General features: G+C 59.9%; 20 protein-coding genes. 9 read left to right on the top strand and 11 right to left on the bottom strand.

Going from position 1 to position 26,686, the window contains the following annotated elements; genetic code table 11:
- Nucleotides 1-3: 3 nt before the first annotated feature.
- The 3 genes from NIM72_RS19985 to NIM72_RS19975 are packed head-to-tail and all read right to left on the bottom strand — an operon-like array spanning nt 4 to nt 2,449.
- Nucleotides 4-615: a DUF2291 family protein gene (locus NIM72_RS19985; protein WP_161735620.1), complete on the bottom strand. Its 612-nt coding sequence runs from the start codon at nt 613-615 to the stop codon at nt 4-6.
- A gap of 45 nt (nt 616-660) precedes the next feature.
- Nucleotides 661-1,596 (bottom strand): D-ribose ABC transporter substrate-binding protein, encoded by a 936-nt coding sequence (locus tag NIM72_RS19980; protein ID WP_222924126.1) that lies wholly within the window; start codon nt 1,594-1,596, stop codon nt 661-663.
- A gap of 55 nt (nt 1,597-1,651) precedes the next feature.
- Nucleotides 1,652-2,449, bottom strand: coding sequence for a GolD/DthD family dehydrogenase (locus tag NIM72_RS19975; protein ID WP_161735616.1), 798 nt, complete (start codon nt 2,447-2,449; stop codon nt 1,652-1,654).
- Nucleotides 2,450-2,799: 350 nt separating this feature from the next.
- Between NIM72_RS19975 and NIM72_RS19970 the strand changes: the two genes are divergently transcribed.
- Nucleotides 2,800-3,612, top strand: coding sequence for a DeoR/GlpR family DNA-binding transcription regulator (locus NIM72_RS19970; RefSeq protein WP_095707297.1), 813 nt, complete (start codon nt 2,800-2,802; stop codon nt 3,610-3,612).
- A 704-nt stretch (nt 3,613-4,316) separates the two neighbouring features.
- Here the strand turns inward: NIM72_RS19970 and cobA are convergent.
- The 7 genes from cobA to NIM72_RS19935 form a co-directional block, all read right to left on the bottom strand.
- A complete protein-coding gene (gene cobA / locus NIM72_RS19965) occupies nt 4,317-5,177 on the bottom strand; it encodes a uroporphyrinogen-III C-methyltransferase (protein ID WP_253422143.1) in 861 nt (286 codons plus the stop codon).
- Entirely contained in the window at nt 5,177-7,795 is a 2,619-nt protein-coding gene (locus NIM72_RS19960; RefSeq protein WP_253421718.1) for a nitrate reductase, read from the bottom strand. Before NIM72_RS19960 ends, cobA begins: the two co-directional genes overlap by 1 nt.
- The gene (gene nirB, locus NIM72_RS19955; protein ID WP_253421716.1) at nt 7,792-11,856 is read right to left on the bottom strand and encodes a nitrite reductase large subunit NirB; all 4,065 of its coding nucleotides are present in this window, start codon (nt 11,854-11,856) and stop codon (nt 7,792-7,794) included. Before nirB ends, NIM72_RS19960 begins: the two co-directional genes overlap by 4 nt.
- A 10-nt stretch (nt 11,857-11,866) precedes the next feature.
- Entirely contained in the window at nt 11,867-12,658 is a 792-nt protein-coding gene (locus tag NIM72_RS19950) for an ABC transporter ATP-binding protein (protein WP_161735610.1), read from the bottom strand.
- 10 nt (nt 12,659-12,668) lie between these two features.
- Nucleotides 12,669-13,541: a nitrate ABC transporter permease gene (ntrB, locus tag NIM72_RS19945; RefSeq protein ID WP_253421713.1), complete on the bottom strand. Its 873-nt coding sequence runs from the start codon at nt 13,539-13,541 to the stop codon at nt 12,669-12,671.
- Between the two features lie 11 nt (nt 13,542-13,552).
- The gene (locus NIM72_RS19940; protein ID WP_161735628.1) at nt 13,553-14,803 is read right to left on the bottom strand and encodes a CmpA/NrtA family ABC transporter substrate-binding protein; all 1,251 of its coding nucleotides are present in this window, start codon (nt 14,801-14,803) and stop codon (nt 13,553-13,555) included.
- 263 nt (nt 14,804-15,066) lie between these two features.
- A complete protein-coding gene (locus tag NIM72_RS19935; protein WP_161735607.1) occupies nt 15,067-16,278 on the bottom strand; it encodes a nitrate regulatory protein in 1,212 nt (403 codons plus the stop codon).
- A gap of 487 nt (nt 16,279-16,765) precedes the next feature.
- Between NIM72_RS19935 and NIM72_RS19930 the strand changes: the two genes are divergently transcribed.
- The 8 genes from NIM72_RS19930 to NIM72_RS19895 all read left to right on the top strand — a co-directional run bounded on the left by NIM72_RS19930 (nt 16,766) and on the right by NIM72_RS19895 (nt 25,772).
- Entirely contained in the window at nt 16,766-17,257 is a 492-nt protein-coding gene (locus NIM72_RS19930; protein WP_013357636.1) for a hypothetical protein, read from the top strand.
- 85 nt (nt 17,258-17,342) lie between these two features.
- The gene (gene icmH / locus NIM72_RS19925) at nt 17,343-18,560 is read left to right on the top strand and encodes a type IVB secretion system protein IcmH/DotU (protein WP_161735605.1); all 1,218 of its coding nucleotides are present in this window, start codon (nt 17,343-17,345) and stop codon (nt 18,558-18,560) included.
- A complete protein-coding gene (gene tssM / locus NIM72_RS19920; protein WP_161735603.1) occupies nt 18,560-20,674 on the top strand; it encodes a type VI secretion system membrane subunit TssM in 2,115 nt (704 codons plus the stop codon). Before icmH ends, tssM begins: the two co-directional genes overlap by 1 nt.
- 13 nt (nt 20,675-20,687) lie before the next feature.
- The gene (tagF, locus tag NIM72_RS19915) at nt 20,688-21,386 is read left to right on the top strand and encodes a type VI secretion system-associated protein TagF (RefSeq protein ID WP_161735601.1); all 699 of its coding nucleotides are present in this window, start codon (nt 20,688-20,690) and stop codon (nt 21,384-21,386) included.
- 36 nt (nt 21,387-21,422) lie between these two features.
- Nucleotides 21,423-22,559, top strand: a complete 1,137-nt coding sequence (gene tagH / locus NIM72_RS19910) for a type VI secretion system-associated FHA domain protein TagH (RefSeq protein ID WP_161735599.1) — start codon at nt 21,423-21,425, stop codon at nt 22,557-22,559.
- Nucleotides 22,556-23,332 carry a PP2C family serine/threonine-protein phosphatase gene (locus NIM72_RS19905; protein ID WP_161735597.1) on the top strand — a complete coding sequence of 259 codons (777 nt, stop codon included), beginning with the start codon at nt 22,556-22,558 and terminating at the stop codon, nt 23,330-23,332. The genes tagH and NIM72_RS19905 overlap by 4 nt, the downstream gene beginning before the upstream one ends.
- Nucleotides 23,333-23,346: 14 nt before the next feature.
- A complete protein-coding gene (locus NIM72_RS19900) occupies nt 23,347-24,300 on the top strand; it encodes a hypothetical protein (protein WP_161735595.1) in 954 nt (317 codons plus the stop codon).
- Between the two features lie 44 nt (nt 24,301-24,344).
- Nucleotides 24,345-25,772, top strand: coding sequence for a serine/threonine-protein kinase (locus NIM72_RS19895; protein WP_222924134.1), 1,428 nt, complete (start codon nt 24,345-24,347; stop codon nt 25,770-25,772).
- Between the two features lie 94 nt (nt 25,773-25,866).
- On the opposite strand, the gene NIM72_RS19890 is transcribed toward NIM72_RS19895, so the two are convergent.
- Nucleotides 25,867-26,541 carry a gamma-glutamylcyclotransferase gene (locus NIM72_RS19890; RefSeq protein ID WP_202605020.1) on the bottom strand — a complete coding sequence of 225 codons (675 nt, stop codon included), beginning with the start codon at nt 26,539-26,541 and terminating at the stop codon, nt 25,867-25,869.
- Nucleotides 26,542-26,686: the final 145 nt, after the last annotated feature.

Here is a 26,686-nt window from a genome sequence, read left to right as displayed (position 1 = left end):
TCCTTATTGCCGGGTGATGGCAGCCGGGGTGATATCCGGCAGCTGTTGCGGAATGTCCCAGCTGCTGAACACGCCGCTGACCATCACTTTGTCGCCCACTTTTGGCGCGAACTGTTGCATCAGGGCTGAGGCGTGCTGGTTAATCGCCTTACCGTAATCACCAAAAAGCACCTGATCGTTAAAGTCCTGATAACTCGCGCCTTTATAGACATCGCGCAGCGCCGTGCCCCGGATGATCGGTCCCACCTGAATAGTGACACTGTCACCTGATTCATCCTTTACGGTCATCTTTCCGCTGCGGGAAGTGGTATTGACAGCCGTTACCTGACCGCGAACGGAGACGCTGAAAATACAGGGGTTCTCAGCCTGACTGCGATAGCCGTAGGTCTGACAGGCGCTGTCAAAGTCTTTGGCAGACTGGAGCGACGTCATCAGCGCTGCCAGCGGTTTCGCCTCCGCCTGGACCTGCGGCACCAGCTTCTGTTGCCAGAGCTGGTCGATGTTGGCCATCTTCGGATTGGGGGGATTCTTCAGGTCAGCCAGCTCCTGCTGCGACACAATTTTGCAGCCGCTTAGCAGCATGACCACCAGCGTCAGCCAGACTCTTCGGGACATCTTCTTCTCCCTGGCGCCCGCTCGCGCAGGCGCGGCAGCGGTTAATTACGACTTGTAGTTAAAGTCCTGGACGCCTTTGGCGTTTTCCGGAGTAATCAGAATGCCGCGGAACATGACACGCTGTTTCTCCGGCTTCACGCCTTTCTGAATGAAGTTATCGAGATCGGTCACGCCTTCAGCGGCAATCGCCTGCGCCTGCAGCATCACCGTGGCTTTCAGCGTACCCGCTTTGACCGCATCGCGTTCGTCGTTGCTGCCATCAATCCCCACCACGATGACATCGTTGCGACCGGCTGCCTTGAGCGCCGCAATGGCACCCAGCGCGACCGGACCGTTACCACAGATCACGCCTTTCACATCCGGGTGCGCCTGCAGGATGCTGTCCATAATGCGCTTGCCATCGATCAGGGTGCCTTTGGCATCCTGACGCGCCACGCTCTGCATATCGGGATACTGATCCAGCACCTGATGGAACGATTTAGAACGGGTCACGCAGTTGTTGTCGGCCAGGTTACAGGCCAGCTCGGCGTATTTGCCCTTTTCCCCCATCTTTTCGACAAAGACGTTGGCCACATCTGAACCCGCCTGGAAGTTGTTGTGGGTAATCTGCGCCAGCGCCACGTCATCTACCGGGATTTCACGGTTGATCAGCACCACCGGAATGCCGGCATCTTTGGCTTTTTTGATCGCCGCTACGCTGGCGGTGGAGTCGGCGTTATCCAGCACGATACCCTGCACTTTCTTACCGATAGCGGCATCGATCAGTTCGCTCTGCTTCTTCACATCTTCGCCGTGCGACAGCACCGTGGTTTTGTAGCCCAGCGACTGCGCTTTGAGGTTGGCCCCTTTGGCTTCGGAGGCGTAGTAAGGATTATCGAGTGAGTTAACCAGAATCATAATGGTGCCTTTTTCGGCGGCAAACGCCGCCTGAGAAACCAGACAGGCAGCCACGGCAGTACACAGCAGGGTACGGTTTTTCATGATGTTCTCTCTTATCGTTATGGCAGGGTATGAAGTCCCGGGTGTTGGGTTGGCCTTACCAGATGGTGAAGCCACCATCGATCATCAAATCTGCGCCGGTAATCATGTCGCTGCCGTTGCTGGCGAAGAACAGCACGGCGGCGGCGATCTCATCGGTATAGGCAAAGCGACCCAGCGGAATCAGCTTTTTCATCTGCTCGCCTTTCTCGCCGCGCCAGGCTTTCTCGCCCATCGGCGTGAGCACCACGGTGGGCGACAGGGTATTCACGTTGATGCGATGCGGAGCAAACTCTTTGGCCATCACTTTAGTCATGCCCAGCAGACCCGCTTTGGCGGAGGTGTAGGCGACATGATTGTCGATCGCGATGGACGCCGCCTGGGAGGCAATGTTAATAATCTTGCCGCCCGCACCGGCACGAATCATCAGCCGTGCGGCCGCCTGCGAGCAGAGGAAAGGGCCGGTAAGATTCACCGCGATCTGCTTCTGCCACTCAGCAAAATCAGTCTCAATCACCGGCTGCAGCATCACGTAGCCTGCGCAGTTGACCAGAATATCGATGCGGCCATAGTGGGAAACCACCGCGTCAAACGCCTTTTCCACCGACGCGGGATCGGTGACGTCACAGCAGACAAACTGTACCCGATCGGCCGCGAAGTCCGCCTGCAGACTGGCAACTTTCTCCGCTTCAAACGGCGGATAGAGCAGTGCCAGATGCGCGCCCTTCTCCAGCAGCATGCCATTGGTTGCCATGGCGATGCCGCCCAGCCCGCCGGTCACCACCGCCACCTTACCGGCCAGATTCATTGCAGTATCCACGCCGTAGCGCAGGTTTACGTCATATTCACCACTCATCCCACTCTTCCCCTGATTTTTGCTGATGCCGTTGACTCAATCATTTTCGAACAAAAATATAAGCTATCGAAAAGAAATGATATGTGGAGCAGATCAAATTTCGACCATCTGCTGTACAAAGCGGCTTATCTGATTGAAAAGACGTGATCTGGGTTCCAGTCCCGAAATAAAGCTGCTCTGCGGCAATCGGGAAAGCCTGGGAGATTCAATAACCTGCTGATTATTTATTTTCGTTCGAAAATCACAGACCTGTCAGGTCATCTCGCATTCATAAAAATGGCGCGTTAAACTCAGCCACAGAGACCTTGTCCGCCCAAGCCATCAGGTTACTGAAAAAGGGAGCATTTCGATTGAAAAGCAAAAGTGAGCAGTTCGCTGACATGCAGCAACGCCGCGAGAAAATTCTGGAGATGATCCGTGAGGATGGTACGGTCACGGTCAAAGCGCTGACCGAGACCTTTGGACTGACTGAAGCCACATTACGCAGCGACCTGCGCATGCTGCAAAAACAGGGGTTTGTGCAGCGCTACCACGGTGGCGCAACGCTGATGACGGGCAAGCAGAATACCGGCGCGATGCTGCTGGAGCGGCAGACCCATCTGGAAGAGAAAGAGGCGATTGGCCGACTGGCGGCGCAGCATATCGAAAATGGCGACACGGTGATTTTCGATTCCGGCACCACCACCACGGCGATTACCGACGCCATCAGCCACATCCGCCGTTTGTCCGTGGTGACCACGGCAGTCAATATCGCCCTGAAACTGGGCGGCGAGCCGGGGATCAATATCCTGCTGACCGGCGGCACCTTTAAGTTTCCGACGCTCTCCACCTCGGGCGAGAAAGCGGCCAGCTTTTTCGAAAATGTGCTGGCCGAAAAACTCTTTCTGGCCACCGCCTGCATCTCACCGCGTCTGGGCCTGAGCTTCCCCAGCGAAACGGACATCAAGGTAAAACTGGCGATGATCAAATCTGCCAGCACGGTTTACGTGGTGGCGGACTCCAGCAAAATCGACAAGGTGTCCATGTTCGCGCTGCCCTGTGACTGGAGCAACATCCACTACCTGATTACCGACAGCGGCATCAGCGCCGCGCAGGTCAAAGCGTTTGAGGCCCTGGGCGTGAAAGTGTTGGTGGCTCCGCTGCCGCTGAAGCGGGCGATGTAATTGAACTTCCGTACCGAAGTGCCGTGAGTGATTCCAGAGCACGGAGAAACGAGAATTTCAGGCGCAGGAAAGCGCGGGCATGCCTGCAAACCATCAAAACCTCCACACTCATGCCAACCGTGCAGGAATGGCCTGCCTGAAAAAGCAAAGTGTGCGAGCCAGGGATGGCGAGCCCAGTCCGCAGGGAGGCGAAATTCCTTTGCGAGCAGGCAGGCCTTTCCTGCACGACGCACCGTACTTCCACTCCATTGCAACAAATCTGCAAAACCCCTCACCCATGCCAACCGTACAGGAATGGCCCGCCTGAAAAAGCAAAGTGTGCGAGCCAGGGATGGCGAGCCCAGTCCGCAGGGATGCGGGATTCCTTTGCGATCAGGCCGGTTTTTCCTGCACGACGCACCGTATTTGCACTCCATTGCAACAAATCTGCAAAACCCCTCACCCATGCCAGCCGTGCAGGAATGGCCTGCCTGAAAAGCAAAGTGTGCGAGCCAGGGATGGCGAGCCCAGTCCGCAGGGATGCGGGATTCCTTTGCGATCAGGCCGGTTTTTCCTGCACGACGCACCGTATTTGCACTCCATTGCAACAAATCTGCAAAACCCCTCACCCATGCCAGCCGTGCAGGAATGGCCTGCCTGAAAAGCAAAGTGTGCGAGCCAGGGATGGCGAGCCCAGTCCGCAGGGATGCGGGATTCCTTTGCGATCAGGCCGGTTTTCCCTGCACGACGCACCCTACTTCCTGCACATCGCTCCGGCTCACCGTCACATCATCCCGCACCTGCAAATCCGCCCGATAGAACCGCACGACCTCACCCACCACCAGCAGCGATGGCGAAACCGGCTTTTCCTGCGCCACCGTCTCCGCCAGCCCTCCCAGCGTGGTAATCAACACCCGCTGATCCGGCCGGGTGCCGTTCTCTATAATCGCCACCGGCGTCGCCGTATCCCGTCCCTGTGCCTGCAGCTGCGCACTGATCGACGCACTCCAGCTTAGCCCCATATAGAACACCAGCGTCTGATTCACCGCCGCCAGTGCGGCTGCATCCAGCTGCGGCTCGCCACGCCGGCCATGCCCGGTAATCAACCGCAGCGACTGCGCACAATCCCGATGCGTCAACGGAATCCCGCTGGCGGCCGCACAGCCCACCGCCGCCGTAATTCCCGGCACTACCTCACAGCGGATCCCGGCCTGTTGCAGACTCACCATCTCCTCGCCACCGCGCCCAAAAATAAAGGGATCGCCCCCTTTCAGCCGGATCACATTGCGCCCGCTGCGCGCCAGATCCCCCAGCAACTGATTAATCTGCGCCTGCTTCAGCCCGTGCTGACCCGGCTGCTTACCCACGTCAATGCTTAACGCGCTCTCCGGCACCTCCGCCATCACCGCTTCACTCACCAGCCGGTCATACACCACCACTTCAGCCCGCTGCAGCAACCGCAACGCCTTCACCGTCAGCAACTCCACATCGCCAGGGCCTGCGCCCACCAGCCACACCGCACCCTGCGGCTTTGCCACACCGACCGGGGCCAGTAACTTATCCAGAGAATTAATTGCTCGCGTCATCATTCCTCCACAACCACATCGGACAGCAAAAGCTGCTTCAGCTCCGGAATACAGGAGCCACACTGCGTGCCGCACTTCAGCTTCCGGCCAAGCGCCTGAGTGGTACGACATCCCTCCGCCACCGCCTGCAAAATCGTCTGTTCGCCTACCCCCATACAGCTACAGATAATCCGGCCTGCCGCGCTGCCCTGCATCGCCTGACCCGCCAGCACGCTGTGCCGCCCGGCAGCATCCTGCGGCGCATCCGCAAAGGCCGCCGCGACAAATGCGCTATCCAGCGATGGCAACGCGCTACCGGCATAAAACGCCAGCTGCAACTCACCGTCGCGCCATGCCAGCAACCGGTAATCACAACCGCTGCCGGAGGCGACCTGCAGGTCATAACCTGACAAATCAACCTGTCCGGCCAGCCACGCCTGCGGCACTCCCTCGCCCGCGACCGCATAGCGCTGCGCCGCCGGATAGGGCGTACGCGACCAGTAGCGCAAGCCTGCGGGCTGCGTCATTCCACGCTGCCACAGCCAGCCCTGCCAGCTCACCGTCAGCGGCAGAATCCGCACCGGCGTCTGCTTCAGTGCGGGTTGCCCTGAAAACGGACAGGCGCGGGCGGCGACCAGCATATCGACGTGACTCTGCTGGCTGAACTGCCGGTTCCAGTGCATCGGCACAAACAGCTCGCCGCGCCGCATCCCGCTATCACCCCGTACCCGTACACTGATCCAGCCCTGTACTGACTGCACCCGCGCCAGACCACCCGCCGTCACGCCATACTGCACGGCATCAGCGGGATGCAGCGCCACAAACGGCTCATCACAATGCTGCATCAGACGCGGCACCAGCCCGGTGCGCGTCATGGTATGCCATTGATCGCGCACCCGACCGCTGTTCATCAATAGCGGATAAGCAGCATCACGCGGGGTTAAGGCAGGCGTAGCCGGGACACGCAGCCGGGCTTTCCCGTCCTCGTGGAAAAAGCGGCGATCGCCAAACAACCGCGCGCAGCCCTGCGGATGAGCAGCATTAACCGGCCACTGAACCGGACGCAGCGCATCCCATGCAGCCTGGCTCAACGGCGCCAGCCCGCTGATATCAAACGCCCGCTGACCGTCGTTCTCAAACCCCGACAGCGCCGCATGTTCGCAGAAAATCTCCGACGGATGCTGCCAGTTAAAGCCCTCTCGGAACCCTAGTCGCTGCGCCACCTGCGCCAGCAGCCACCAGTCAGGCCGGGCATCCCCCGGCGCGGCGGCAAAGGCGCGCTGACGCGAAATACGCCGCTCTGAGTTCGTCACGGTGCCGTTCTTCTCGCCCCAGCCCTGGGCGGGCAGCAGAATATCGGCAAAGGCGCTGGTGTCGGTCTGCGCCATCACATCCGAGACAATGACCAGCGGACACGCCGCCAGCGCCTGCGCCACGCGGTTGCCTTCCGGCATTGACACCGCCGGATTGGTGCCCATAATCCACACTGCTTTCACCTCACCTTCCGCAATTGCCCTGAAGAGATCCAGCGCGGTCAGTCCCGGCTGGCGGGCCATCGACGGGCTGCGCCAGAAACGCTGCACCCGATCGCAGTCCGCTTCCGTAAAACTCATGTGCGCCGCCAGCTGATTCGCCAGGCCACCCACTTCGCGTCCGCCCATCGCATTTGGCTGTCCGGTCAGCGAAAAAGGCCCGCAGCCCGCACGGCCTATTTTGCCCGTCAGCAGATGCAGGTTAAGAATCGCCTGGTTATTGTCGCTGCCGGTGGCGGACTGATTAATCCCCATGCACCACAGCGTCAGCATCCGATCGTGCTGGCTGACCAGCCGGAAAAAGTGCGTCACCTGCTGTTCCGTTAAATCACAGGTCTCTGCAACCCGCGCGACATCCCACTGCGCGGCGGCCACCAGGGTTTCACCCACGCCATTCAGATGCGGCAACATGCTGGCATCCAGGCCATCGTGCTGCGCCAGCCAGTGCAGCAGACCGGAAAGCAGCGCCGCATCACTGCCAGGGCGCAGCGGCAGATGCAGATCGGCCTGGTCACAACTGGCCGTGCGGCGCGGATCAATCACCACAATGCGCATCGCCGGTCGCTGCGGCTTCGCCTGCATCAGCCGCTGCCAGACCACCGGATGCGCCCAGGCGGCATTGGACCCTACCAGCAGTACCAGATCCGCCTGTTCCAGATCGTCGTAACAGCAGGGCACCGCATCCGCCCCCAGCGCCCGCTTATAGCCGACCACCGCCGACGCCATGCAGAGCCGGGAATTCGTATCGATGTTGGCGGCACCGATATAGCCCTTCATCAGCTTGTTGGCGACGTAGTAATCCTCGGTGAGCAGCTGCCCGGAGCCATAAAACGCCACTGCCTGCGGACCATATTGATCGATTACCGCGCGCAATCCTGCCGCCGCCGCATCCAGCGCCGCATCAAGGCTGACCGGCTGGCCGTTAACCTGAGCGGTAAGAAGACGCCCCTGTGGCGTCAGCGTCTCGCCCAGCGCCGCGCCCTTAACGCACAACCGGCCTGCGTTAGCGGGATGATGCGCATCGCCGATCACCGTTGCCTGATGATTACCCTGCGGCGTGACGCAGACGCCACAGCCGACGCCGCAATAGGGACAGGTGCTGTTCATGATGCCTGCGCCAGCCGATTTTGCGGACGGTTTGCCAGCCAGATCTGCCCCGCTTCCAGCTTCACCGGCCAGCAGCGCAGCTGATGCTGCGGATTATCCAGACTCTGCCCGTCACGCAGCCGTACCCGCTGCTTGTAGAGCGGAGAGATCACCACCGGCTCGCCGCCGACATCGCCCAGAATCCCGCGCGACAGCACGCTGGCGTCGCTGCCAGGTTCACGATCTTCCAGCGCATAGAGCGCATCGCCAAAGCGGAACAGGGCAACACGCTCGCTGCCGAGTCGCGCCCCGATCCCGGCTTCGGGCGGAATCGCCTCCAGTGCGCAGACTGCGCTCCACGGCTCGGCGGGCAGCTGTAGCAGCGGACGCGCAGCCACGGATTCAGGCTGACGCTGACCGCGTACCCGGCTGTAGTGCAGGGTTTCATCGGGCTGCTCGCTGTTGATCGTCGGCGTAAACAACGCACGTCGCGATGGGTCCGCCAGCGTGGTCTGCCACTCACACTGCCAGGCGTCAACCACCCGCTGCATCTCCTGCTCCAGCGTTGCACCCAGCCCAAGGCTGTCCTCAATCACCACCTGACGCAGGTAATCGAGACCGCCTTCCAGATTGTCCAGCCAGACGCTGGTGCGTTGCAGACGATCCGCAGTACGGATATAGAACATCAGCAGACGATCGACATAGCGCAGCAGCGTGGCATCGTCGAGGTCGCTGGCAAACAGATCGGCGTGCCGCGGCTTCATGCCGCCGTTGCCGCAGACATAGAGGTTCCAGCCCTTTTCAGTGGCGATCACGCCGATATCTTTACTCTGCGCTTCCGCACACTCGCGAGTACAGCCCGAGACCGCCATCTTGATTTTATGTGGGGCGCGAAGTCCCTTGTAGCGGTTCTCCAGCGTGATGGCGAAGGCGGTCGAGTCCTGCACGCCGTAGCGGCACCAGGTGGATCCGACACAGGATTTCACGGTGCGCAGCGACTTGCCGTAGGCGTGACCGGTTTCAAAACCGGCCTCAAGCAGCGTCTGCCAGATAGCGGGCAGTTGATCGAGCCGCGCGCCAAACAGGTCGATACGCTGCCCGCCGGTGATTTTGGTGTAAAGGTCATAACGCGCTGCCACTTCACCAATGGCGATCAGCCCCTGTGGCGTAATTTCACCCGCCGGGACACGCGGCACTACCGAATAGGTGCCATCTTTCTGGATGTTGGCGAAGTAGCGGTCATTCGTATCCTGTAACGGCAGGTGCGCCGGTTTCAGCAGATAGTCATTCCAGCAGGAGGCAAGTATCGACCCCACCAGCGGCTTGCACACTTCACAGCCCTGCCCCTTACCGTGTGAGGCTAGCAGCGCATCAAACGTTCTGAACTCACCCGCCCGCACCAGGTGATAAAGCTCCTGCCGTGAATAACTGAAGTGGTCGCAGACATCTTTTTTCACCTCGACGCCGAGCGTTTCCAGCTGAAACTCCATCACCTGTTTCACCAGTGCCACACAACCGCCGCAACCAGTGGCTGCTTTGGTGCAGCTCTTGATGCTACTCATCTCACCGCATCCGCCTTTCACCGCTGCGCAGATGTCGCCTTTGCTGACGTTGTGACAGGAGCAGACCTGTGCGCTGTCGGGCAATGCCGCGACGCCCGGCGCTTTTGGCGCACCGGCCAGCGCAGGCAGGATCAGGCTCTCCGGCGCGGCAGGCAGCGGCAGGTCGTTGAGCATCATCTGCAGCAGCGTGGCGTAATCGCTGCTGTCGCCGACCAGTACGCCGCCCAGCAGTCGTGTGCAATCAGCACTGACCACGATTTTTTTGTAAACCCCTTTTGGCCCGTCGGTCCAGTGATAGTGCTGACTGCCCTGGGTGCGGCCATGGGCATCACCGAACGACGCCACCTCCACGCCCAGCAGTTTCAGCTTAGTGCTCATGTCCGCGCCGCTGAAGGCGGCAGGTTCAGCCGCCAGATGTCCGGCCAGCACCCGTGCCATCTGATATCCTGGCGCGACAAGGCCAAAAATCTGGCCGTTCCACATCGCGCATTCCCCAATGGCAAACACATCGTCATCGCTGGTCTGGCAGCGATCGTTAATCTCAATGCCGCCGCGCGGTCCCAGCGTCAGGCCCGCTTCACGCGCCAGCTCATCGCGCGGACGGATACCGGCGGAGAACAGCACCAGATCGCCGGGTAAACTGCTGCCGTCGGCAAAGCGCAGTACCACGCTGCCATCGGGCTGCTGCTCGATCAGCTCGGTCTGTTTTGAGGTGTGGACGGTGACGCCCAGCGCGTCGATCTTCTGGCGCAGCATCAGCGCCCCGCCCTCATCAAGCTGCACCGCCATCAGGCGCGGCGCAAACTCCACCACGTGCGTTTCAAGCCCGAGCTGCCGCAGCGCATTCGCCGCCTCCAGACCCAGCAGGCCGCCGCCAATGACGATACCGCGCTGGCTATGGCGGGCGCAGGCGGCAATGGCATCAAGATCGTCCAGCGTGCGGTAGACAAAGCAGCGGTCGCCATCGTGGCCCGGCACCGGCGGGACGAATGCGCGTGAGCCGGTCGCCAGCACCAGCTTATCCCACGCCAGTTCACTGCCCGCGCTGTCACGCAGGCTGCGCTGCTGGCGATCGATGGCCACAACCGTGCAGCCACTGCGCAGTTCGATACCGTGCCGGACAAAGAAGTCCGCGCCGACCAGCGACAGATCGTCGGCCGTTTTGCCGTTGAAATAGTCCGACAGATGCACGCGATCGTAGGCCTGCTGACGCTCCTCGCCGTAAACCACGACGTGATAGTGCTGATGCAGTTCGCGGGCAACCATCTGCTCAAGAAAGTGGTGACTGACCATGCCGTGACCAATCACGGCTAAAACCGGTTTACTCATCTCAGGACTCTCAGCAGCCTGCGGCTGCGGTTCAGGTTGATGGTGATCGAACAGGGTATCGAGCGTGACAGGTTCGGCACGCTGCAGACGTTCAAGCCACGCCGCACCCTGCCGGGTATCGCCAGAGAGCAGCACGCCACAGAGGCGGCCCTGACGGAGAAAAAGGCGGCGATAGTCGCCGGAGATCGGATCAAAACTGCTGATGGATGGCGCCTCACTGACATCACCGGCGCTGAATAGCGAAATGCCGCTGACCTTAAGCCGCGTCGCCAGCGGCTCACTGACGAAATCCGCCAGCGGCGATCCCGCCAGCTGCGCCGCCAGAATCTCTGCCTGCGCCAGGCAGGGCGCGACCAGGCCAAAGGTTTCGCCCGCGATTTCACAGCACTCGCCCACGGCGTAAACATCGGGAATGGCGCTGCGCAGCTGACCATCAACCATAATCCCGCGCTGACACGGCAGACCCGCCGCCAGCGCCAGCGTCACCGCAGGCTGAACACCGATGGCAATCACGACCTGCGTGGCGGCGCAGTGACGCCCGCAGGTCAGCGTTACGCCCGCCTCGTCAATCGCCGTGAGTCCACTGCTGAGTTCGCAGCGAATGCCGCGCTGCGCTAATGCCGTCAGCAACAGCTCGCCCGCTTTGGCATCCAGCTGGCGGTCCAGCAGCCAGGGTTTGTGGTGCACCAGCGTGACCTCACGGCCACGGGCGCGGAGTGCCGCCGCCGCTTCAATGCCGAGAAAACCGCCGCCCAGAATCACCACCGGCCCCTGGCCCGTCAGCAGTTGCCGGACGTCGGCGATACTGCGAAAACCGAGTACGTGGCGGGCATCAATACCGGGAATCGCGGGCAGACGAGGCTGTGAACCGGTGGCAAACACCAGCCGATCCCAGCCGAGCTGGCGCTGATCGGTCTGCACCGTACGCGCGGCCAGATCGACCTGCTGCACGGTTTCCCCGGTCAGCAGCGTGACGCCATGCCGCTGATACCAGTCGCGATCGTGGATCAGGGTTTCACCAAAGGACTTTTCACCGGCCAGCACCGGCGACAGCAGCACGCGGTTGTAGTTGCCGTGCGGCTCGCGGCCAATGACCGTAATGGCGTAGCGCAGCGGCGCACGCTGCAGCAGGCTCTCCACCATCTGCATCCCCGCCATGCCATTACCTATCACCAGCAACCGTTGCCTCATGGTCTGCTCCTTATGCGGCCGTGGTCTGTTTTTCATAGAGGAAATGCAGCACTTTCTGGCGCAGCTGGTGGTAGCGCGGCTCATCCGCCAGCGCGACCCGCGAGCGCGGACGCGGCAGATCGACGGTGAGGATTTCCCCGACCTGCGCTGCCGGGCCGTTGGTCATCATCAGCACCCGATCGGAGAGCAGCACCGCTTCATCCACGTCATGGGTGATCAGGACAATGGTGGTGTTCAGCTCCTGCTGAATGCGCATCACGCTGTCCTGCAGGTGGGCGCGGGTTAAGGCATCCAGCGCGCCAAATGGCTCATCGAGCAGCAGCACGCGCGGCTTCATTGCCAGCGCCCGGGCAATGCCGACACGCTGCTTCATGCCGCCGGAGATTTCGCCAGGCCGCTTGTGCATGGCGTGGCTCATCTGCACCCGATTGAGGTTGTGTTCGATCCAGTCGCGCATCTCCGCTTTGCTGAAGCGTCCTTTAAACACCTGCTGCACCGCCAGTTCGACGTTCTGAAACGCCGTCAGCCACGGCAGCAGCGAATGGTTCTGAAATACCACCGCACGCGCCGGGCCGGGTCCGGTGATTTCGCGGTTATCACATAGCAGCACGCCGCTGCTGGGACGGGTTAATCCGGCAATCAGGTTCAGCAGCGTCGATTTGCCGCAGCCGGAGTGGCCGATCAGGCTCAGGGTTTCCCCTTCGTGGATATCAAAACTGACGTTGTCCAGCGCCAGAAACTCGCCGCTGGCGGTGTTGAAACGCTGACTCACCTGCTGAACGCGAATAATGTGTTGCTGCATGATGTTCTCCTTATTTTTCCCAGCTGAAACGACGCGCCAGCAGCATCAGACCCTGCTCCAGCAGCAGCCCGACGACGCCGATAATCAGAATGGCGATCAGAATGTTTGCCACGTTGAGGTTGTTCCACTCGTTCCAGATCCAGAAACCGATCCCCAGCCCGCCGGTCAGCATTTCGGCGGCCACAATCACCAGCCAGGCGATGCCGATAGAGAGACGCACCCCGGTGAGCACCGCAGGCAGCACGGCGGGCAGCAGGATCCGGCGCATCACCGTCCATTCAGAGAGCTGTAACACCCGCGCCACGTTGAGGTAATCCTGCGGAATGCGCTGCACCCCTTCGGCGGTGTTGATGATCATCGGCCAGATCGAACAGATAAAAATGGTCCAGCTGGCGGCCGGCTCGGCGCGCTGAAACAGCAGCAGCCCAATCGGCAGCCAGGCCAGCGGGCTGACCGGGCGCAGTAAGGCAATAATCGGATTGAACATGCGCGCCATAAAGGTGAAGCGCCCCAGCAGAAATCCGGCAGGAATGCCCACCAGCGCGGCGAGGCCGAATCCGATGGCGACGCGCTGCAGCGAGGCCAGCACATTCCAGCCAATGCCCTGATCGTTGGGACCATTGCTGTAGAACGGGTCAGCGAACAGTACCTGCGCGGCCTGCCAGGTCGCGTAAGGCGAGGGAAACGAGGGTTCGGACAGGGCGGCGATCTGCCACACCAGCAGCATCAGCAGCAGGCCGCCCGCAGCCGGAATGCAGTGCTGCAAAAACGGACGCAGCCGTGCCGGCCGAACGGCGGCTTTGGGGGTGACCTGTAACGGAATAACGGTGGCACTGCCGGGGGTTTGCTCCGGCTGCGCCAGGGCGCGCGCATCAGTTTTCATAACAACCTCTCTTAACGTTTGATGGCGAAACTGGCGGCATAGGCGGCAGGATTGCTGCCATCCCAGACTTTGCCGTCGATCAGGGTGCTGCTGCGCATCTCACTGGCGGGCAGTGCCATCTGCCCGACGGCGCTGGCGGCCTGTTTGTAGATGTCGATGCGGTTGATCTGGCGGGCCACGGCGAGGTAATCGGGATCGCTGGCCAGCAGTCCCCAGCGTTTCATCTGGGTCAGGAACCACATCCCGTCGGAGAGCCACGGAAAACTGACGTTGCCGTTGTCGAAGAAGCGCATCGGATGCGCGTCCTGCCACGACTGTCCCAGCCCGTTCTCGTACTGGCCGAGCATCCGCCCCTGCAGCGTCTCCACTTTGGTGTTGATCCAGGCACGACCGGCTAACACCTGCGCGGTTTCACGGCGGTTATCGTCTGAGGCATCGATCCAGCGCGCCGCCTCCAGTACGGCAGCAGTGAGCGCGCGGGCCGTATTGGGGTTCTCTTTCACCCACTGCGCGCGGGTGCCTAGCACTTTTTCCGGATGCTCCGGCCAGATCTGCTGGCTGGTCGCAGCGGTAAAACCGATGTTGTCGCTGATGGCACGCTGGTTCCACGGCTCACCGACGCAGAAACCGCTCATGTTGCCAATCTTCATGTTCATCACCATCTGGGGCGGCGGCACGACCACGGTGCGCACATCGTCAAACGGATGAATGCCGGCATTGGCGAGCCAGTAGTAGAGCCACATGGCGTGCGTACTGGTAGGAAAGGTATGGGCGAAGGTCAGGCTGCCTTTCGGACTGCCATCAACGGCTTTTTTCAGGCTGGCCGCATCGGTGACGCCGCCTGCCTTGAGCTGGTTCGACAGGGTGATCGCCTGGCCGTTGTGGTTAAGCGTCATCAGGTTTGCCATATCGTGCTGCGGCCCCGCCACACCCAGCTGCAGCGCGTAGATCATGCCGTAAAGCACATGCGCCGCATCCAGTTCGCCGGAGGTCAGTTTGTCGCGCACCGCTGCCCAGCTCGCCTCTTTGCTGACCTGCAATGTCAGGCCATACTTTTTGTCGAAGCCTTTTACTGACGCCATGACGACCGGCGCGCAGTCGGTGAGTGGAATAAAGCCGACCCGCACCTGCGCCTTTTCTGGCGCATCGGAGCCGGCTGCCCAGACTGCATTTCGTAATCCCGGCACGATCCAGGCCGCACCCAGCGCCGCACCGGAGATCAGCGCCTGACGTCGTGTCAGTGAAAATGGCGTTTTGCTCATCATGTTGCCCCTGAACAGAAATAAAAAAAGGCATCCTCCGACAAGCCGAAGCCTGCGGATGGACGCCTTTATCCAAAGCACCGACCCCACCGCCATTGGCGGGAGCAATGCGTACTCTCTGTAGGGTTAAAGCAAAGGGTGTGCCAGATCGCTCAAGCCGTGTTAATGCCAATCTGCGGGGGGCAGCCTGGTGAGAAATTAACCTTTTTTGCACGTTTCTGACGCAGATCACGCACAAAGGCTGTGCAGCTACCTCGTCCGGGTTAGTTGCTCAGGGTTTTCGCCACCGCCAGCACCGCCTGCGCGATCTCCAGTACCCGTTTGTTCTGGTTCATCGCACTTTTGCGCAGCGCCTGCCAGGCGGCCTCTTCGCTGAAACCCTGCTGCTTCATCAGCCAGTGCTTGGCCTGATCGATCACCCGTCGCTCGTCAAGTGAAGCGCGCATTGATGCCAGCTCATCCGCCTGCTGCTGCAGGCGCTGTGACTGCTCACCAATCAGCGACAGCACCGACCGTCCAAGTTGCGGGGCCAGACCGTCACTGTTGAGCGCAGCCGCGCCGGGCAGCCAGTCAGCTCCCGAGACGTAGAGCGAGAAGTTGCTGTCGCCCCGAACGACCGGCGATGCCGCCTGCTGCTGCGCCTGCTCAATCGCCTCACGACAACGCTGCATCAGCGTGGCCGTCAGGGCATCCTCCAGGGTTTTCATCTGGTCCAGCCGATCGGAGAGCAGAGAAAACCACTCCAGTGCGCCGGTTTCATCATACTGGCTACCGGTGCAGGCGATGCGCCGCAGCCGTTCGATATCCCGGCTGGCCTGAGACAGCGGCTGCCAGCTTGCACAGGCGACGCCGTCGGCAAACTCCCGGAAGGTGGTAAAGCTTTGCTCCTGAGCCGCAATCAGCGCCACCATCTGGCTGCGCTGCTCAGGCGTGAAGTGCCCCGCCGCAAAGCCCGCGGAGCCGATGGCCCGCTCCTGTCCTGCCAGCTCTTTGCCCTGCATAAAACTGAACAGCGCGATAAGTGCACGCGAGATACCGGGATCGCTGGCGGTGTCGGCTGCCTCAAACACCAGATTGAGTAAGGTGCGGATCACCTGATTAAACGCCGCCATCGCCGCAGCCTGATCCCGCTCATGCTGGCTGATTTGCTGACGCAGCGCGGGCAGTCCCTCCAGTGCCTGCAGGGCGGCGGCAATCAGGTTGCAGAAACGACTGAAACCGGGCTGTGCTATGGCGTGCGGCAGCGCCTGGAAAAAATGGTGCAGGCCGGCGCTGACCTCCTGCTGACGGGCGTGGCGCTCGGCGCTGAAGAGCGTGCCACCGGAGCAGATCCAGAGATTGTTTGCGCCGCGTTCCCGCTGCAGCCGATGAACCAGCTCACTGACGGCGGCCATCAGCTCGCCGGTTTCAAGCAGCCGTTGCAGGCTGGCAATATCGCTGTCACGCGAGGCCTGCAGCCAGGTCAGGGCATCCATGTTTCACCTCTCCGCCGTTAAAACCTTTCTGAAGCAAAAGGCGTGCCGCTTTCCGGAAAACAGGCAGGCGTATCCGGCGCGTAAATTCTGATTTTGATAAGATTGTTTAGCTGAAGAGATAAATTTTTTCGGCAGCAAAAGATTAGAAAGACTTAATAGTTTCCAATCGAATCCATTGCATGCCAGAATGCGCGGCACTGTTCTCAACCAGTTTGTCCCCGCGATAATTCAGTTCGCTTTAACTATCGCATTGCCTGGCGCTTTTCTTATATCGCAGCCCGCCCAGAAAGCGTCTGCTATCACGCATCGGCAGCGTGTGCAATGGTTTGAATTCTCAAAAGTCTTAGGTAGACTAAACGCGTAACTATCCTGATGTAATCTGAACTTTTTTTGAAAAACAGACTTTCGGCACGATGCGGCGCGAAAAACAGCGCCTCCTGCATCGGGCCTGGCAATATGCAGATACTTTGATGAGATCACGAGGAACATGGTGAAAAAGAGTCTTGCGTTAACGCTGCTGGCGGTGCTTACCCTGGCAGGCTGTAAGGCCCCGCCGCCGCCCGTCACTGACGATACGCTGGTCACCAGCGAAATTAACGGCGTTAAACTGGTCCATCGACACGCTGTCGCAGCACCGACTGAATTTGAGCCGGTCAATCAGACCTGGCGGGCGCTCTATGGTGCCTCGGTTATGACCTCGCCGGATTACGGCGGCAAAGTCGTTCGCTATCTCGAAACGGGTAAACCGTTTGAAGTATTAGGTAATGTGGAGCACAGCTGGCTGGCGATTGCTGACCAGGCCGATGGCCCATTGATTGGTTATGTACCGTTAAAAGCGGGTGTAGAGAGCAGTCGTTACGATGCCACGCTGCAGAGCGATCGTCCCCGTCCGCGGAAAGCGAAACAGGTCTGCGTGGCCGTCGGGGGCGCGAGTAAAGCCTGTCGGACTAATGATACCGCGACCTGGATCTTAGACTGAATATGAAATCCGGCGCATATTGCCCGCAGCACCGTCCTGTGCTGCGGGTAAAGGGATTTGCCATTGGCTGGAAGATCACGAATTAATGACTGTGGAATCCCCTGCGCGTGAGGCGACCCCCTCGGGCAATGAGAATCTATTACTTCAGGCTGCGGCGCCACTGCTGAATGCGGTGGTGCAAATTCGTCAGGCAGCCACCCATGATGACCCTGCGGGTCTGCGCCAGTCTCTGATCGATGAAATTCGCCAGTTTGAACAACGCTGTAAACAGGCAGGGCTGCCGTTTGAGATGATTATCGGCGCGCGTTACTGCATCTGCAGCGCGCTGGACGAAGCCGCGGCGCAAACCCCCTGGGGCACGCGTGGCGTCTGGTCGGGCAACGGCATGCTGGTGACCTTTCACAATGAAAGCTGGGGCGGCGAGAAATTCTTTCAGCTGCTGTCGCGCATTTCACAAAGTCCGCAACAACACCTCTGGCTGCTGGAAGTGGTGCAATATTGCCTGCTGCTGGGCTATGAAGGCCGCTATCGCGGCAGTGAAAATGGCCGCGCCCAGTGCGACGGTATCCGTAAGCGCCTGAAAAGCCTGATTGACGAGACGCGCGCCCAGCGCCAGACCCCGCAACCCCCGCTGGTCGAGGTGCATCCGCTGGTCAGTACCCTCGCCCGCCCGATGGTGCCGCTCTGGGCCTGCGCCATGCTGGTCGCGCTCATCGGCTGCCTGATCTACAGCGGCCTGAACTGGCGACTCGGCAACGCTGCCGAACCGCTGCTGCGCACCATCTATCAGACCCCGCTGCCGCAGATTACTGCGGGCCGCCGTCCCTCTTCTCCGCAGGCGCTGCTCGATCTGCGTCAGCGACTGAACGATGTGATCGCTGCCGGACAGCTCGAAGTCAGCGATGGTGCCTTTGGCAGTAAAGTGATTATTCCCGCAGACAAATTGTTTGCCGAGCAAGGCACGGTGATTAACCCGGTGGGCCGCGCGCTGCTGGCCCGCGTCTCAACTGCGATGAAAGATGTCAAAGGCACCATTCTGGTGTCCGTGTTTACCGACGATCATCCGGTGGATAACAGCCGTTTTGCCTCCAGCTATGAGTTCTCATTCGCCCGCGCCCGTGCCATCACCCAGCTGCTGCAGCTGCAGCTGGAGGACGGTCATACGGTACGCTCTGAAGGCCGTGGTGACAGCGACCCGCTGCTGCCCAACGACAGCAGCGAAAACCGGACCCGCAACCGCCGCGTTGAGATCACCCTGTTTGCCGCGCCTGAAACGCTCAGTAATCATCAAGGAGCACAATAATGCGCGCTTCCCTTCGCCTGCTGTTAACGCATCGCCTGCTGTGGAGCTTTATTGGCGTCACGGCGCTGAGCTGTCTGGTCTGGATGCTGGGGCCGTTCTGGACATGGGGCGAGTCGCGTCCCCTGGAACCGGTGCTCCCTCGCCAGCTCACCGTGAGCGCGCTCTATTTTCTCTGGATCCTGTTCCAGCTAATCCCGTCGCTTTATCGTGCCTGGTTTAACAGCCGCTTACTGACCCAGCTTCAACTGGCGGGCAACGACGATCCGGCGGAACGTCAGATGACGGAGGAGCGGCTTAATCAGCGCTTCAGCGAAGCGGCGATGCAGCTGAAACGCACCCAGTTTGGCCGGCGTCACAACGGCAATCTGCTCTCGCGCTTTAATGCCAATTACCTCTATCAGCTGCCCTGGTATCTGGTGATGGGTGCGCCCGGTGCCGGTAAAACCACCGCGCTGTTTAATGCGGGCCTCGATTTCCCGCTGACCGATACGCTGGGTAAGCAGGCGATTCGTGGCGTCGGCGGCACCCGCAACTGCGACTGGTGGTTTACCGACAGCGCGGTGCTGATTGATACTGCAGGGCGTTATGCGCTGCAGGAGAGCCAGCGCGTGCGCGATGCCGCGGAGTGGCACAGTTTTATCAATCTGCTGAAACGCTATCGTACCCGCCAGCCGATTAACGGTGTCATCATGACCATCAGTGTGGCCGATCTGCTGAGCGATTCTGCCGAAGCGCGTTTTGCCCAGGCCAGTGCGCTGCGTGAGCGCATGGCGGAACTGCATCAGCAGACAGGCATTCACTTCCCGGTCTATGTGATGGTCACCAAAACTGATTTGCTGAAAGGCTTTATGAGCTACTTCGGCAACATTGATAAAGCGCGGCGTGACGCTATCTGGGGCTTTACGTTTAACCGGGAGACGACCAGGCCGCACAGAGATGACTGGCATCGTCATTTTGGCCAGCAATTTCAGCGGCTGGAAGAGCAGCTACAGCAGCAGCTGGCGGAGCAGATGACTCAGGAGCGCGACCTGAATGAGCGCGCTGAATGCTTCCTCTTCCCGCAGGAGTTCGCCTCACTGCGCCCGCTGCTGAACGAGTATCTCGATATCGTCTTTTCTGATCATCAGGATGCCGTCGCCTGGAGCCCGCGCGGCCTCTTCTTTACCAGCGGCACGCAGGAAGGCCTGCCGTTTGATCGGGTGATGGGTGAACTGAGCCGTAAACTGCAATTACGTCAGGCGGGCGAACATTCGATTGCCGCCTGGGACAGCGTTAATCGCAACAGTCCGATTCCCGGCAACAAAGGCCAGAGCTTCTTTATTCGTGACCTGTTGAGCGATCTGGTCTTTAAAGAGAGCGGGCTGGCGGGCAGTAATCGCCGCTGGGAGTATCGCAATCAGCTGTTCCACTGGATTGGCTACGGCGTGCTGGCAGGCGCGCTGTTAATCGCCTCCAGCCTGTGGGGCATCAGCTACTACCAGAATCAGCACTATCTGCAGCAGGTGGCCGCGCGCGTACCCGCCATTCGTGAGCAGAGTCAGCAGGTGATTCATCAGCCTGCTGATAATATTTTTGATCTGCTACCCTTTCTTAACAACCTGGTGAAGCTGCCGCTGTCGGAACGTTTTTCTCTCGATAATCCGCCGCTTACTATGCGGGCTGGCTTATATCGCGGCAGTCAGGTCAGCGATGCCGCCTGGGTGCTTTATCAAAATGCGCTTAAGTCTTTGCTGCTGCCGCGCGTGGCGCAGCAGATCACCAACATTCTGCGCAACGATCCGGGTGATGATAACGCCTACAGCCGCAATGCGCTGCGCGCCTATCAGATGCTCTATCAACCGCGCAATTACGATGGCGAATTTTTACGGGCATGGCTGCTGCAAAACTTACAGCGCTCGCTGCCCGATACGGTAAGCGCCCGCGATCTGCAGCAGCTCGACTGGCACCTGAGCCAGCTGCTGGATCAGCAGATTCAGTCATCGCCTTATGCGCGTGACAATGCACTGATGATGCGCAAGCTGGCAGACAATCTTAAAATCGCGGGCCAGGCGGGCAGCGTGCTGGCGGCAGCACCGCTGCAGCCGGCCGCGCGATCACACTCGCAAAGCGAGTAATGGTGAGGTGAACATGGCTGCTTACACCGCCCCCGGCTGGTATGGCAAGCTGCCGTCGACCGGTGACTTTCTGCACCGTCGTCTGAGTGAGCAACAGATTAGCCCGTGGAATCACTGGTTCCAGCAGGGATTAATGCACTGGCATCAGCAGGCCTGGTCATACAGCGCGAACTTTCTTCACGCGCCGGTATGGAACTTTGTCCTGCCGGTGACCGCGACCCGGCCACACGTACAGATGGGCTGTCTGTTGCCCTCCTGTGACCGCGTCGGGCGCGCCTGGCCGCTGCTGGCACTGCACAGCTTTCCGCTGGCACAGTGGCATCCGGCTCAGCTGACCATCTCCGGTGACTGGTTTCAGGATCTGGGCGTGACCCTGTTACGGGCGGTTCAGACGCCGCTGAACGGCGAGCAGTTAGAGCAGCAGATCCAGGCGCTGCCGCCGCTGCTGGTGCCCGCCAGGAAGCCCTCTGAGATTATGGATGTGATCGGTTTTCAGGATCTGCCCTGCACGCTGAGCTGGCGTGAAGTGGCCGAACGTTTCGACCCTCAGCAGCATATGAGCTACTGGTGGAGTAATCGCAGTGATGGTTTTGCCCATGCGACCCACAAGCACAGCGGCAACCTCACAGCGCAACTGTTTTCGTTACTGTTTAACCCGGCGGCAGGTGCACAGCCGGGACGTAATGGCCTCTATCCTCCGATGTTCGAGTGAGGCCGGATGCGTTTGCCGTTCAATCTGGGATAACTCATGCAATTTACCATCGTGCAATGCACTACGGATGTTCCGGTCAGAAGCGTCGCGTTTCAACCGCCTGGCGGCACCATCGGCCGCAGTCAGGACAACGATCTGGTGCTGCCGGATGAGACGCGGGCTATTTCGCGCCTGCAGGCGCTGGTTCACCTGTCGCATGACGGGGAGTGCCGGCTGACCAACCAGGGCAGCGTAACGCCGGTCGAGCATAACGGCATTACGCTGGGTCGCGGCATGCAGGTGCTGCTTAAGCACGGCGACGCATTGCGTATCGGTGAGTATGCGCTCGAAGTGCGCGATCCCGCCTGCCAGAACGCGCAGAGCGATCCGCTGGCGCTGTTTGCGGGTGACAGCGCCCAGCCCGCGAATCCTTTGGGCATTCACGAACATCATGAGGTTGAGGATCGGCTGCTGGTCAACGACGTGCCGCCTTCACGTCACGAGCGTCACAGTGATGCGCGGCTGGCGATCGAGCCGCAGGCCAGTGAGCCACGCCGGGCGCTGGCGGCACAGCCGGTGGATCAGGATCGGCTAATCGCCGCCCTGCTGGACGGCATGGGGCTGAGCAACGGCCACGCCACACCGGTTGACGAAGAGCAGATGCGCATTACCGGCCGGATGCTGAGCCTCTTTTCTCAGGGCACCGTGGCCCTGCTCTCATCACGTTCCATTCTCAAACGGGGCGTGAAAGCGGACATGACCATGATTCTGAATGAGGCCAACAACCCGTTCAAAATCCTGCCCTCCGGCAAAACCGTGCTGATGCAGATGTATCAGAGTCAGATGCCCGGATTTATGCCGCCGGAACAGGCAGTGCGCGATGCGCTGGTCGATCTGCAGGCCCACCAGCTGGGCATGATTGCCGGCATTCGCGCCATTATCGCGGCGATGCTGCAATCCTTTAATCCGCAGCGGCTGGAGGAGCAGGCGCGCGCCGATGGTCTGGTGTCAAAACTGCCGTTTTCCACCGCGAAGAAAGCGGCGCTATGGGACTACTTCATGCGTAATTACCAGCGTACTGCCGGTGAGATCGAAGATGATTTCCATACGCTGTTTGGCGAAGCTTTCCTTCATGCCTATGACATGGAAGTGAATCAGTATAAAGATTCTCAGACGCGGGTGGACGACGCATGAAAATCGTTTTTGCCAGCCGCTGCCAGCAGGGGCTACGCGATGAGAATCAGGATCGCACGGGTGCCGAGCTGGATGAGCGAAAAGCCTGTTTTGTGGTCTGCGATGGCGTGGCCGGTCTACCCGGTGGCGAGATGGCGGCACAGCTGGTGCGCGACACCCTGCTGAGCCAGATACAGGCGCACACCGACTTTACGCCGGAAATCACCCATCAGGCGATCGAGCAGTGCCGCTTAGCGCTGCATGAGGCACAGGGTAAAAATCCGAAATATTCCCGCATGAGCACCACGCTGGCAGCCCTGTTTATTGACCGCCAGAAACAGCGTGCATGGTGGGCGCATGCCGGTGACAGCCGGGTTTACCACTTCCGACGGGGCGTGCTTCACGAGGTGACCCGGGACCACAGTCTGGCCCAGCAGCTGAAAGAAGCGGGCTATGAAAATACCGGCATTAACAGTAATTTACTCTATAATGCGCTCGGCGCTGAGCCGCCTCGCTTAGTCAGCTTTTCGCAGGAGATTGCGCTGGAGGATGGGGACGCTTTTCTGGTCTGCACCGATGGCTTCTGGCTGAATCTGACCAGTAGTGAAATGGAACAGGCGCTGCGCATGGTAAATGCCTGCGAAGAGTGGCTGGCTCTGATGGAACAGGCGGTGAGCCGCAACGTTAAAAAAGATAATCTCAGCGCACTGGCGGTCTGGATTGGTGAGCCGGAGGAGGCAACACTGCTCTATTCACTGGCTGATTCGGCGCGCTTTCTGCCGCCTCGTTTTTGATTCCAAGGATCCTTATGAAACTGTGGTTGCCCGGCATCATCACTCTGCTGATTGCCTTTAATGCCCAGGCTGAAAATTATCGTGTGGTCTACTCCCCCAGCCTGGCGCTGGAGGTTTATATCGATAATGTGGTGAGTAAAGCGCCTGACGACTGGTGTAAAGAGACGCTGCCGCTGCGTATCGTCTCCGGCAAAAGTAAGGATTCGGCCGTACTGACCACCTTTTTACCGCGCGTGGGCACCCTGCTCGCAAATCAGTGCGGCTTACTGGACGAACTGCCCTGGCAGATGACCAATAAAGAGGGTGGCGTACTGGCCAGCGGCAGCGCCAGCAAGTTGCAGAACTGGCGGCCGATTGTGATGGCGGATGCGACAGCCAGCGCCAGTGACAGCAATGCTGCCCCACTCGACCTGTCACGGCCCGCCAACAGCACACCGCTGCAACATTTTGATCTCCCCAGCGGCTGCCATTTCCGCACCGCCTGGGATGACAATGCACAGACCCTGTTTATTCCGGATGTCAGCAAGCAGCAGTGCTCGCCGGACGGCTGGGCAGAAGGCAAAAGTGAACTGACGCTGGCGACAGCGGATCATCCGACGCCGGTTGCGGTCACCTTTTATCAGGGTTACCCCATCGCCAACCTGACGATTCCGGACAGCAAGCTGGAAGTCATTGCTGCCAATAATCAGCGCATGATTGTGACACGCCAGGATACGCCGGATAGCTGGCTGGTGCTGCCTTTTGATCCCCGGCAGCATGTCTGGCGCTTCAATGGTGCGCTGTTAATAAAGATGGATAAGAATGCTGCGCAGCAGGATGCTGACGCTGTGAAATCGCGAGTCGATACATTGCGCAGCCAGTGGGCGCCCTATTTCATGCCACAGCAAAAAGTGAATGTGTTACTCATCGACACCCTGCACGCGGATCTGGTTGATCCTGCCATTGGTGCCTGGCGTAACATCAATTAATTACCGCGCAGCCTGACGACCAGGCCGTGTACAGAGAGTTCACTATGTCGGCTAATGATAATCCGAAAACCGTTCCGAATGCCCTGCCTGACGGATACCGTTTCAATGAATTTGAGATCAAGGAAGTGATCGGAGGCGGCGGCTTCGGCATCGTCTATCGCGCGTGGGATCACCAGCTTGAACGTACTATTGCCATTAAAGAGTATATGCCTGTGTCGCTGGCTGTCCGTGCCGCCGACTTAACGCTGGAGCTGCGCGGTGAACGTTTCCAGAAGCTATTTAATGCCGGGCTGACCAGTTTTATTCAGGAAGCGCGTCTGCTGGCCCGCTTTAATCATCCCGGCCTGCTGCACGTGCTGCGCTTCTGGGAACAGAACGGCACGGCCTATATGGGCACGCTTTACTACAGCGGGATGACGCTGAAAGAGTGGCAGCTGACCAGCCCGGCCTCGATCTCTGAAGCCTGGATCCGTCGCCTGCTGCCGCCGCTCCTTGGGGCCATCAGCACTATTCATCAGGCCGGCTATCTGCATCGTGACATCTCGCTCGACAATATCCAGATTCAGGAGAACCAGCTGCCGGTACTGCTGGATTTCGGCTCGGCGCGTAAAGAGATTGGCAACCTCTCTGATGAAACCGAAATCATGCTTAAACCTGGCTTTGCGCCGATTGAGCAGTACAGCGAAGAAGGTGAAGTCGAACAGGGACCGTGGACCGATATTTACGCGCTGGGCGCGGTGCTGCATAGCCTGATTACCGGCAATCCACCGCCAGTGAGTGTGGTGCGCTGTATTGAAGATAATTATCAGCCGCTGGTGGAACGTCAGCCAGAAGGCTACTCGCTGCCGCTGCTGCATGCCATTGACTGCGCGCTGGCCATGAAACCCGGCGATCGTCCGCAAACGATTGACGCCTTTGCGGCACTGATTGATCTGCCGGTCAGTGATGTGGAAGCCGTGGTAAACAGCTTCCCGGTGCCGGGCGAGCCGCCCGCGCTGCCCGTCGAGGAGCCGGTTGAAGCGGCTCCGCCGGTGGTGATGGCGATGAATCATGCTGCGGCGTCAGCGGAGCCGGTAACGCCGCGCACGGTGCGGCGGCTGTCGCCAGGCTTGCTGGGGCTGGCTGCCGTGGCGCTTCTGGCCGTGGTCGTCACCGTCTGGCTGGCTAATCGCCACAGTGCCACACCGGATGTCGTTAATAACCCGGCAGCCGCAACGCAGGCACCCGCATCAACCCCGCCAGCCGCCGCCGTGCCTGCCGCGCTGGCGACGGTTTATCTTAAGCTGGAGAGCGGTGAAAGCGTGGTGCTGAATGGACAGCCGGTTGAGGTCAAACCTGGCAGCAGCGGATTTGCCGCGCTGAATCTGGCGGCGGGACAGTATAAAATTGACGTTAAAAATGGCAGTGAGCTGCACACGCAATCTCTGACGATTGATAAGCCGGGCACCTGGCTGATTAATCCTGGCAACTAGCTGACCGGATTAGCAGGTTCGTCGCAGCTGTCAGCGGCGCAGATAATAAAGGGCGCGTCATAAAAACGCGCCCTTTTGCTATGCCGGTCGGGATTCAGGCCTGCCTGAGGCAGGATTGCTGCAGCGTCCGCACCTGATGCGCCAGTCGGCTCAGACTCTCTTCTTCCATACCGCGCCGGGTCAGTTCTTCTTCCAGCGCAAACAGATACTGTGCATTCGATCCCAGTGGGCCGCTGGCTGCGGCAATTAAAGGCGCAATTGCCTCCGGGCAGGAGTCCGATTCATAAAGCGGATGGCGCGGGTCCATAATGAAGGTCAGCGCAGTGACGCTGCGGCCATCCTCCAGCTGTAACTCACACCATGTTGGTAAATAACAGCCAGTAATCATCTCACGCTTCCACAGCAGCGTCAGTTCTTCATGTAACCGCGCTTCCGGCAGACGAAATGCCAGTCCCGTGGTGCGGCCACCCTGCTTCAGTGCCAGCATGCGGCCGGGATGCGTGGCGGTGCCGCGTCCGGCAATCAGCCGCAGGCAGAAAGCACGATGCCAGCCCTCCAGCGAACCGGATGCGACTTCATCCGCCTCAAAAATCGGGTTCCACATCAGCGAGCCGTATCCGAAGATCCAGACCGGGCTGTGATCGGGACGGCAGGCCAGCGTGGCTGCCAGCGAAGCCGCGCGCTGCTCGCAACTCCAGAGCAGCGTCTCATCGATATCCCCGAATGACGTTTTACAATCCGCTCTTAATAGAAATTCCCGGGTAAGCAATGCGACCTCCTCGACTTCAACAGCGTCCTGCAGAATGGCTCCTTTAACATGATCGCCAAAACGGCACGGCGTTTCGATCATCAAACTGACATTAATCTATTTACGCGCGGCGTTTCAAGCGTGATTCCCGTCGCAGGTTAAAAAA

Source organism: Pantoea sp. B550, from assembly GCF_024158165.1.
In the GTDB taxonomy this organism is placed as follows: Bacteria; Pseudomonadota; Gammaproteobacteria; order Enterobacterales; family Enterobacteriaceae; genus Pantoea; species Pantoea alfalfae.
This window is presented reverse-complemented; position numbering and strand designations above follow the sequence as displayed.

What these genes read in the sequence shown, in the direction of transcription:
- NIM72_RS19980 (WP_222924126.1), bottom strand. Translation starts at nt 1,596, where the DNA reads ATGAAAAACCGTACCCTGCTGTGTACTGCCGTGGCTGCCTGTCTGGTT.
- NIM72_RS19900 (WP_161735595.1), top strand. Translation starts at nt 23,347, where the DNA reads ATGAAACTGTGGTTGCCCGGCATCATCACTCTGCTGATTGCCTTTAAT.
- NIM72_RS19930 (WP_013357636.1), top strand. Translation starts at nt 16,766, where the DNA reads ATGGTGAAAAAGAGTCTTGCGTTAACGCTGCTGGCGGTGCTTACCCTG.
- tagH (WP_161735599.1), top strand. Translation starts at nt 21,423, where the DNA reads ATGCAATTTACCATCGTGCAATGCACTACGGATGTTCCGGTCAGAAGC.
- cobA (WP_253422143.1), bottom strand. Translation starts at nt 5,177, where the DNA reads ATGACGCGAGCAATTAATTCTCTGGATAAGTTACTGGCCCCGGTCGGT.
- NIM72_RS19985 (WP_161735620.1), bottom strand. Translation starts at nt 615, where the DNA reads ATGTCCCGAAGAGTCTGGCTGACGCTGGTGGTCATGCTGCTAAGCGGC.
- tagF (WP_161735601.1), top strand. Translation starts at nt 20,688, where the DNA reads ATGGCTGCTTACACCGCCCCCGGCTGGTATGGCAAGCTGCCGTCGACC.
- NIM72_RS19895 (WP_222924134.1), top strand. Translation starts at nt 24,345, where the DNA reads ATGTCGGCTAATGATAATCCGAAAACCGTTCCGAATGCCCTGCCTGAC.
- NIM72_RS19975 (WP_161735616.1), bottom strand. Translation starts at nt 2,449, where the DNA reads ATGAGTGGTGAATATGACGTAAACCTGCGCTACGGCGTGGATACTGCA.
- NIM72_RS19940 (WP_161735628.1), bottom strand. Translation starts at nt 14,803, where the DNA reads ATGAGCAAAACGCCATTTTCACTGACACGACGTCAGGCGCTGATCTCC.
- tssM (WP_161735603.1), top strand. Translation starts at nt 18,560, where the DNA reads ATGCGCGCTTCCCTTCGCCTGCTGTTAACGCATCGCCTGCTGTGGAGC.
- NIM72_RS19905 (WP_161735597.1), top strand. Translation starts at nt 22,556, where the DNA reads ATGAAAATCGTTTTTGCCAGCCGCTGCCAGCAGGGGCTACGCGATGAG.
- NIM72_RS19935 (WP_161735607.1), bottom strand. Translation starts at nt 16,278, where the DNA reads ATGGATGCCCTGACCTGGCTGCAGGCCTCGCGTGACAGCGATATTGCC.
- NIM72_RS19960 (WP_253421718.1), bottom strand. Translation starts at nt 7,795, where the DNA reads ATGAACAGCACCTGTCCCTATTGCGGCGTCGGCTGTGGCGTCTGCGTC.
- NIM72_RS19950 (WP_161735610.1), bottom strand. Translation starts at nt 12,658, where the DNA reads ATGCAGCAACACATTATTCGCGTTCAGCAGGTGAGTCAGCGTTTCAAC.
- nirB (WP_253421716.1), bottom strand. Translation starts at nt 11,856, where the DNA reads ATGAGGCAACGGTTGCTGGTGATAGGTAATGGCATGGCGGGGATGCAG.
- ntrB (WP_253421713.1), bottom strand. Translation starts at nt 13,541, where the DNA reads ATGAAAACTGATGCGCGCGCCCTGGCGCAGCCGGAGCAAACCCCCGGC.
- icmH (WP_161735605.1), top strand. Translation starts at nt 17,343, where the DNA reads ATGACTGTGGAATCCCCTGCGCGTGAGGCGACCCCCTCGGGCAATGAG.